Genomic DNA, 6,879 nt, shown 5'->3' with positions numbered 1-6,879 from the left:
CCATAACTCACACCGCTTCAACCGAACTGCCCGCACCGTTCATCCGAAACGGGCAGTCCGTTGAAGCGAATTGGGCAGTTATAAGCGCGAAGATGAATAAAGCCTCTCAAAAAGCATACCTTTTGACAGGTAATAATCTATATGAAAAACACGCCCCAAAAGTGTGCCAATAATCTGGCGTTCACTTTTGGGACGTGTCATTTTTCATCCATACATTTTGAATAAGATAAAGTATTGATTCAGTTCCGACCGGCAAGTCCATCGGAGAGTAGTTGAACTATGGTCTCTGCATTATGCGCCCGCTCTCCCCTTGCGTCTTCCAAAACGAAAAACATGTGGTCAACCAAAAATGTTCTTTTGACTTTATATCCGCCAAATCAATCCCTCCTGTATAAGAGGATCAAGCAATAACTTCTGTCTGTGATACTCCATTACTGCGAATTTTGTTTTCGATTCTGCGTAATGTTTCTTTTTTCCTGTTGTTTTCCAGTTCACACTTCCATACGACCAAAACCTTCCAACCAGCTTCACGTAAAGTCCTGTGCTTATCATTGTCCTCTGAGGTTATGCCAGAAATACGTTTTTCCCAGAAACTCCGATTCATCTCAGGAAGAACACTATCCCGGCAATCGTGGGCATGTTGAAGGCAATCATACAGAAAAAGCGCAACTTTATATTTCGGAAAAACCGCATCAGGAGTTTCTGGATATTGGCCGCCCGGTTTTCGGCAGCGGATACCCTTCGAAAACAGATAAGATCTGATTTCCTTCACATATCTTTTCTTTTCTGACCACTCTCCCTTTGATCCAAAGGCTCTCTTGCGATAATCGCCAAGAATCGCATCAATCTGAATAATTTGCAGAAAAATACCCTCCAGCAGCTTAACGGGAATACTGTTTCCAGCCATGCGAATCACTTTATCCCGTGCAAAAATCGCATCCCCCTTATGGAATTCCATATTATTGTTTTTAAGCTGCCGGAAATCGCTATCAGCAAAGCCCATGAACAGCATGCATTCACGAGGGGTCAGATATCTGAAGTTACTCTTTCCTTCCACGCCGCTTTCGAAATAGAGATTTCCAGAGTTCGGATTTCTATCCTGTTTTGTTGTAATTGTGCGTATTACATCAATGTCACTGTTGTAACGATATCCTGGCAAAACAATCTGTGGATTTTCATCCCAGATTTTTCTCCTGGAAACAGTGTCATTTGGTGTGGACTCTATTGCTTCCTCACGCAACTTGCGATTGTTATAATCCGTCCTGAGCAATTCCTGTACAGTCATCTGCGTAAAGTATCTGGATTCTCTGTAATCAGCTACGACTGATTCCGCTGTTTTTGACCTGAAGTAATCTACAACCAGTTGGTTTTCCTCTTCATTATTGCCAACCCAGACACTGATCATCAAAAGTCTGGGCCTGTTCTGAGGCAAGCCAAAGTCTGACGCATTCAACTGATAATACTGGCTGATATATCCCAGCTTACGGAGATCGCAGATCCATGTGGTAAAATTACTAAGGTGACGTTCCGACAACAATGTGGGTACATTTTCCATCAGCAGAAATCTAGGGAGTTTTTTCCCGCTCTCTTGCATTTCCGAAAGAATGCGTCCTACTTGCCAGAGCAAGCTGGATCTACTGCCGGAGTCCTTGTCAATTCCTTTGTTATACCCATGAAAAGCACCTACATTAGAAAGATCCTGACACGGGAAAGAATACGTGAGAATGTCAATATTATCCGGAAGATTCTGCCCTTTGATAGCATTGATGTCCACATAATTATTATTTCTTTTGATTGCCAGATAAAGGTGCTGAAGGACCTCCAAGGAGTATGTTCTCAAAGAGCTGAATTCCAGCGGAGCCTTTCCTGTATTACTGAAAGTGTAGTTCTTCAGTATTTCCAGCAGTTCCTCCTTATTCATATCCGCAATATCCCGAGGCATTTCTGCGTCGTTGTGAATCAGATCATATGCAATGATTGCATGTATGTCCCATTCACTCGATCCAACTAAGTTGATATTATATCCGAGATTTTTCAGGGCTTTGGCTTGACTGCCTATGCCACTGAAAAGTTCGACAACATTGTACATACGAGTTCATCCTTCTGCTTATATTTGACTTTGGCCGGTTACTCCCGACAGATCCACTGTATATGTAAATCTGACAATGTTCGGAGGCAATCTGTCATTTTTGAAAGAAGACTCGGTTACAGACGGAAATGTTTCGTCGACCGGATACAGTTTCCATTCCAGTATTTTATACTTCTGATTTCTGGCAACTCGTCCTTCTTCTAATCCAGCCTTTGTAAGAGCACGCTCCAAAGCAATCGCATCATAGCCGTGCGTCTTCAAGCTATTTGCCACATCATCAATGCTCCGTCCTAAAACGGATTTTTCAAAGCGCAAAAACGCCAAAGAGAGAGATTTCCCTTCTGGGGGTCGCATTTGATAAAGGCTGCTGATCGTCACTTCATATCCGTATCGAGTAACTGTAGATTTAACTTCAATACTTGAGTCATCCATTTCAACATCATTGGTAGCATGGTCAATACCTGCCCAGATGGGATTCTTGCCAGCCAACAATTGTTGTTCCACAACGATCAATTCGCCCAGAATATCATAAGGTGCACGATCGGAAGAAACGTTCCCTAACATGTCCTTCCAGTTTTTCCACCACTCGGTTGGTTCTTCAATCAGCTTCTTTCTCAGCTGGCCATCTGGACCCGGATCGACAAACTGTTTGCACATCGCAGCAAATTCATTTCTCGAACCCATTGCAAAACACTGTAACATAAGGATATTGTATTCAGTATCACCAATGCAGACTCTCTTGGATGTGCTTATCCTGACTTGCGAAAACACCTCAGAAAAGGGTACATAGGTATTGATAGGAACTGCTACCGCAACCCAGTCATTCTGTTTGAACGTCCATGCAGGAAATTCCTCCGGCAGCTCCGGGATCAGCATTCCTTTCCCAAAAAAGCCTTTATTGAAATTGTTCTTGATGCGTTCGACAATATCCATAGTTCACACCTTTATTCTTGAAAATAGCTGTAAAGTGCTTCGACATATCCTTGGTTGCCACCCGATGTGAGCTCCGGCTCGACGGCCTGTACACGTGCAGTGTTAAGTACCATCATCTTTCTGAACAACTGATTTTTCCGACGCTCCGCCAGATCTAACGTTCCGTTCTTTTTCATCAGTTCTCTGTAGAGACCAACGCGGTATCCACCACGCCCGCATCTGTCAACAAGCTGAAGTATTTCGTCTGTGCTGTTATCACGAAGAATCGCTTCTGTGGCTTCTTCTGTTCCTTGCCAGGAGAGATAAATATACCACCATAAAACGCGGAGCCACAGACGCTTCGGCTTTTTCCATATACGATCCGGATGATCCTTTCCATAGCGCTTCTCGACAAGATCAGGGGCCACACAGGAACACAGGTAGCGCCACACACCATCTGTTGCCGCCAAACGAACGTTCATCCCGTATTTCTGATTGAGTGTCGTATATAGCTTGAGTCCAAATTGTAAGTCAAGCTGATACGAATAATTTTTCTGGGATATCTGGTCCTCTGTAATCCCAATTTTGATGAGAGCCGTTGAAAAAAGATCGACAAGGTCCTTGCGAAGTTCGTCATAGTCCTTTGAAAAGCCAAGATTTCCAGTGGCGCAATAGTCTTCGTATTTCTGCCGACTTTCTTCTCTGCCGATTTCGATCCAGTTCATATCTATACCTCTTAACGGCCTTTCTCAAAGAAGTCTTTGATAGATGCCGATGTTTTTGACGGACTGCTTACATCCCACTGCAATCTGGTAATAAAGTAATAGACGGCTTCAGCAATGGAACCAGTTTCGAAACCTGTACCCTCCAGGATATTTTCCCAGTCTTCACCAGCAGACTCCCTGACTGATTCCACAATCACCATCAGTGCTGAAGAAAGCACCTCGATGAACAGTGGCGATTCAATCATCGAAGACTCAATCTTCAACGCATCATAATTCGGATGAGCTTTGTTGAGACGGATTTCAACATTCTCACTCTCAAATTTATCCTGCATGGGGTCTGAGGCGTCGTTGTAATAAACATTCCACAAAGCCTTTCCCGGAGCATCGATTACAGCTATCGGGAATACAGATCCATTACCATCGACAAAGAATTCTTCCTGCTCCAGAACGCCCAGAATTGTGCCTGTCTGCTGGGCGAAGTATTTTTCGGATTCCTTGGGCGTTCCTGCATCTTTTAGATAGAGAATAGTCTGCAGTTTCAGACTACCCCTTAACGTGCCGCGTTCAAATACATAGTCCACATCAAAGGATTTTGCAGAATCAGCTTTTGTAATAGTTCCGAAGGGCACTACACCGCGCTCGTCAGACTTACTGGAAATCCAACGCAGTGCTATGCCAATCGTCGCGGTAGACGATGCAATCCCACCCTCTCCGAAAAGGTGGTAAGCCGCAGCCAATCTGCAAGTTTTTCTCACTGTCAGTCCATGTGTTGATGGATACCAGGAGCAACGTGGATCGCTGATCTTTCCATTATGGTTCGAAAATGTTCCACCAGTACTTTCAAGCTGAAGCGGAAACTCTTCAAAGTTCTCCATGTAGCTGAACGAAGGGCAGTCTGATGCATATCCAATTATCATGTAATGTTCATTCCCCAATAGGGGATACGGGCTGAATGACTCACTCATGTTATAACTCCTTCAGTTCACATACGGCCTTCAGACCAGAATCCTTGAACTCGAATGAAAGGGTTCCATACAGAATACACCCCGTTGCCAAAGGCTTCAGTTCTATATAGCTGTAGCTGGCAAACCTTTCAGATCGGATATAATGCACGTCAAGCTCTTCTGTGTGTCCGTCAGGACTGCCCGGAGAAAGGTTCAACAATATATCTCGGAGGACAGGCTTTCCCTTTGCAGGAGTCCCGATCTTATTCACATTGAATTCAACGAATTCCACCGGGAAGGCTTTGCCGAGTTCATCTGCAGACTCCCAGATATCCGCATGATAGCGTTTGAAGTCAGTCAGAACCTGCAGCTGCAGTTGGCAATTCTTTCCTTTGAGTACGATTTCAAAGTCAAGCTTTACTTTACCGTTGGAATAATACGGACCTCCGGTCACGGCCAATGAGCTCTTGCGGCCTCCCCTATGTCCAGGAGCTTTTTCTCCACCCGTAGGAGCGGGCGGTGGTGTTGCAACAGAACCGAAATCCGACGCGGGTAACAACATATTGGCAAGGGCATGGCTCAGACCAATATTCTGCCGTTCATAGATTTCTTTTACCGGTTCGGAAAACTGTTTCTTGACCTTATTGATAACATTCTTCTGGATGTTGGAAATAATCCGGGGGTTGTTACCCGAAATATTCCGGTCCGACCAGGAGGCATGGTCAGCTTTTTCACCCTGCCGGATGTATTCTTCCAGGGTCATTGGTTTGCCAGTTCTTTGATCTGTGATATTCTTCAATGTATTTATGGAATTCGCTACAAACAGGCCGATAATGTAGTCATCCGGGCCGGATTTGGGCATGCGATGTGTCCATGTACTATCATAGTCATAACCGACAATCATTCCAGGCCGACGGGTGTACATGATAATGGGGCCATTTCCTCCTTCCATCTGAACCGGCATATTGGTTATCTGTTGATAAGGAGACTTATTGTTCAGGGGCGGCTCCATCTGAAGCTGTTTACGGGATAGCCTGGCATAGACAAACTTTCCTGAAGAGGTTGTATTCAGAACTCCCCTCAGATCAATGCTCTCTTCATAGAGTTGTTCACCCTCTGCAAATCCTTCTTCCTTGATCAGCGAGTCATCATCCAGCGTCTTACCCAATGCCTTGATGTAGAACTCCCGGACATACCGGAACAAGGGGAGCATTTCAGATACTTTGATCTTTTGTCCGTTGATGCTTGCAGACAGATACGCGCCATAAGGATAATCAACATTATTAAGCCTTGGGGCGTACCATTTCTGAACTGCGACTCTGAGATAATCCTCAACCCGGTTTGCCCAGTAAGGTTTCTCGGCTACAGGCTCATTTTTCGCATATACTTCGCTAAGCAAAGCTTCCTCATCAATATATGGAATGATGATGGTTGTGCCAGTTTCTTTTGCACCATAGGACGGAATACCGAACACATTCAGAATACGTTGAATTTCCTGTTCATTATCCTCAGGAATTGTTGTTTTCTGGAACGGGCTTTCTTTTTTGCCCCACCATGCGATTCCTCGTTTGACTCCACCGGAATGCGGAATCAATGCGTCTTTCTGCGTTTCATTTTCAACCAGACATGCTGCAAGGCGAGACTGATATTTACCCTTCTCGCAAATACGGCTGTAATATATCACCAGACCGATACCAAGACGGAAATAGATGGTCTTGCCAAGGCCCCATGAACCACCAGCTCCTTCATTTGACTGCGGTTTACAGATTTCATAAACCAGTTTGAGAAGGTTGCCAAAAAGGTTGTTTTTGACGTCCTCATATCTGACAGGGCCTGTCAATCCGGATGTGCCCGAATCCCTGACAGCAATAAACCTGGGCTTGGTCTTGATGTACCGCCTGTTCAGTCCATCCTCAATTTTTTCGAAATGCTTGTTCAGATCCTTTGCTTTGAATTCCCCCACCCGTATATCAACACTGACTTTGGTACTGGTATTGGACGCGGCATCCAGTGAATTCTGAACAGATTCACGCACAAGAAGGTCCAATAGAGGAATATCTTGATTTTGAATCAAACGCAGCAGTGAACTTCCGCTCTCTGTCATGCGCCCATGTTCTGCAATTTCAATTCTCATTCGTATAATCCGCCTTTCTGCGAAAGGCACCGACGGGGTTATGAAACCCGTGTGCTTTCGCCGGTAAAACTTGTT

General features: G+C 44.7%; 5 protein-coding genes. All 5 read right to left on the bottom strand.

Annotation, left to right across the window (positions count from 1 at the left end; genetic code table 11):
* Positions 1–400: 400 nt before the first annotated feature.
* Genes dcm through JQM68_RS13260 form a run of 5 tightly spaced genes read right to left on the bottom strand, consistent with a single transcriptional unit; the run spans position 401 to position 6,804 of the window.
* Positions 401–2,089, bottom strand: coding sequence for a DNA (cytosine-5-)-methyltransferase (gene dcm, locus JQM68_RS13280; RefSeq protein ID WP_235223504.1), 1,689 nt, complete (start codon positions 2,087–2,089; stop codon positions 401–403).
* Positions 2,090–2,107: 18 nt separating this feature from the next.
* Positions 2,108–3,022 carry a PD-(D/E)XK motif protein gene (locus JQM68_RS13275; protein WP_235223503.1) on the bottom strand — a complete coding sequence of 305 codons (915 nt, stop codon included), beginning with the start codon at positions 3,020–3,022 and terminating at the stop codon, positions 2,108–2,110.
* Positions 3,023–3,033: 11 nt separating this feature from the next.
* Positions 3,034–3,726, bottom strand: a complete 693-nt coding sequence (locus tag JQM68_RS13270) for a hypothetical protein (protein WP_235223502.1) — start codon at positions 3,724–3,726, stop codon at positions 3,034–3,036.
* A gap of 11 nt (positions 3,727–3,737) precedes the next feature.
* Positions 3,738–4,691, bottom strand: coding sequence for a hypothetical protein (locus JQM68_RS13265; RefSeq protein ID WP_235223501.1), 954 nt, complete (start codon positions 4,689–4,691; stop codon positions 3,738–3,740).
* A gap of 1 nt (position 4,692) precedes the next feature.
* Positions 4,693–6,804, bottom strand: coding sequence for a hypothetical protein (locus tag JQM68_RS13260; RefSeq protein ID WP_235223500.1), 2,112 nt, complete (start codon positions 6,802–6,804; stop codon positions 4,693–4,695).
* Between the last annotated feature and the right edge of the window lie 75 nt (positions 6,805–6,879).

The organism is Oscillibacter valericigenes (assembly GCF_021531435.1).
Taxonomy (GTDB): Bacteria; Bacillota; Clostridia; order Oscillospirales; family Oscillospiraceae; genus Oscillibacter; species Oscillibacter valericigenes_B.
This window is presented reverse-complemented; position numbering and strand designations above follow the sequence as displayed.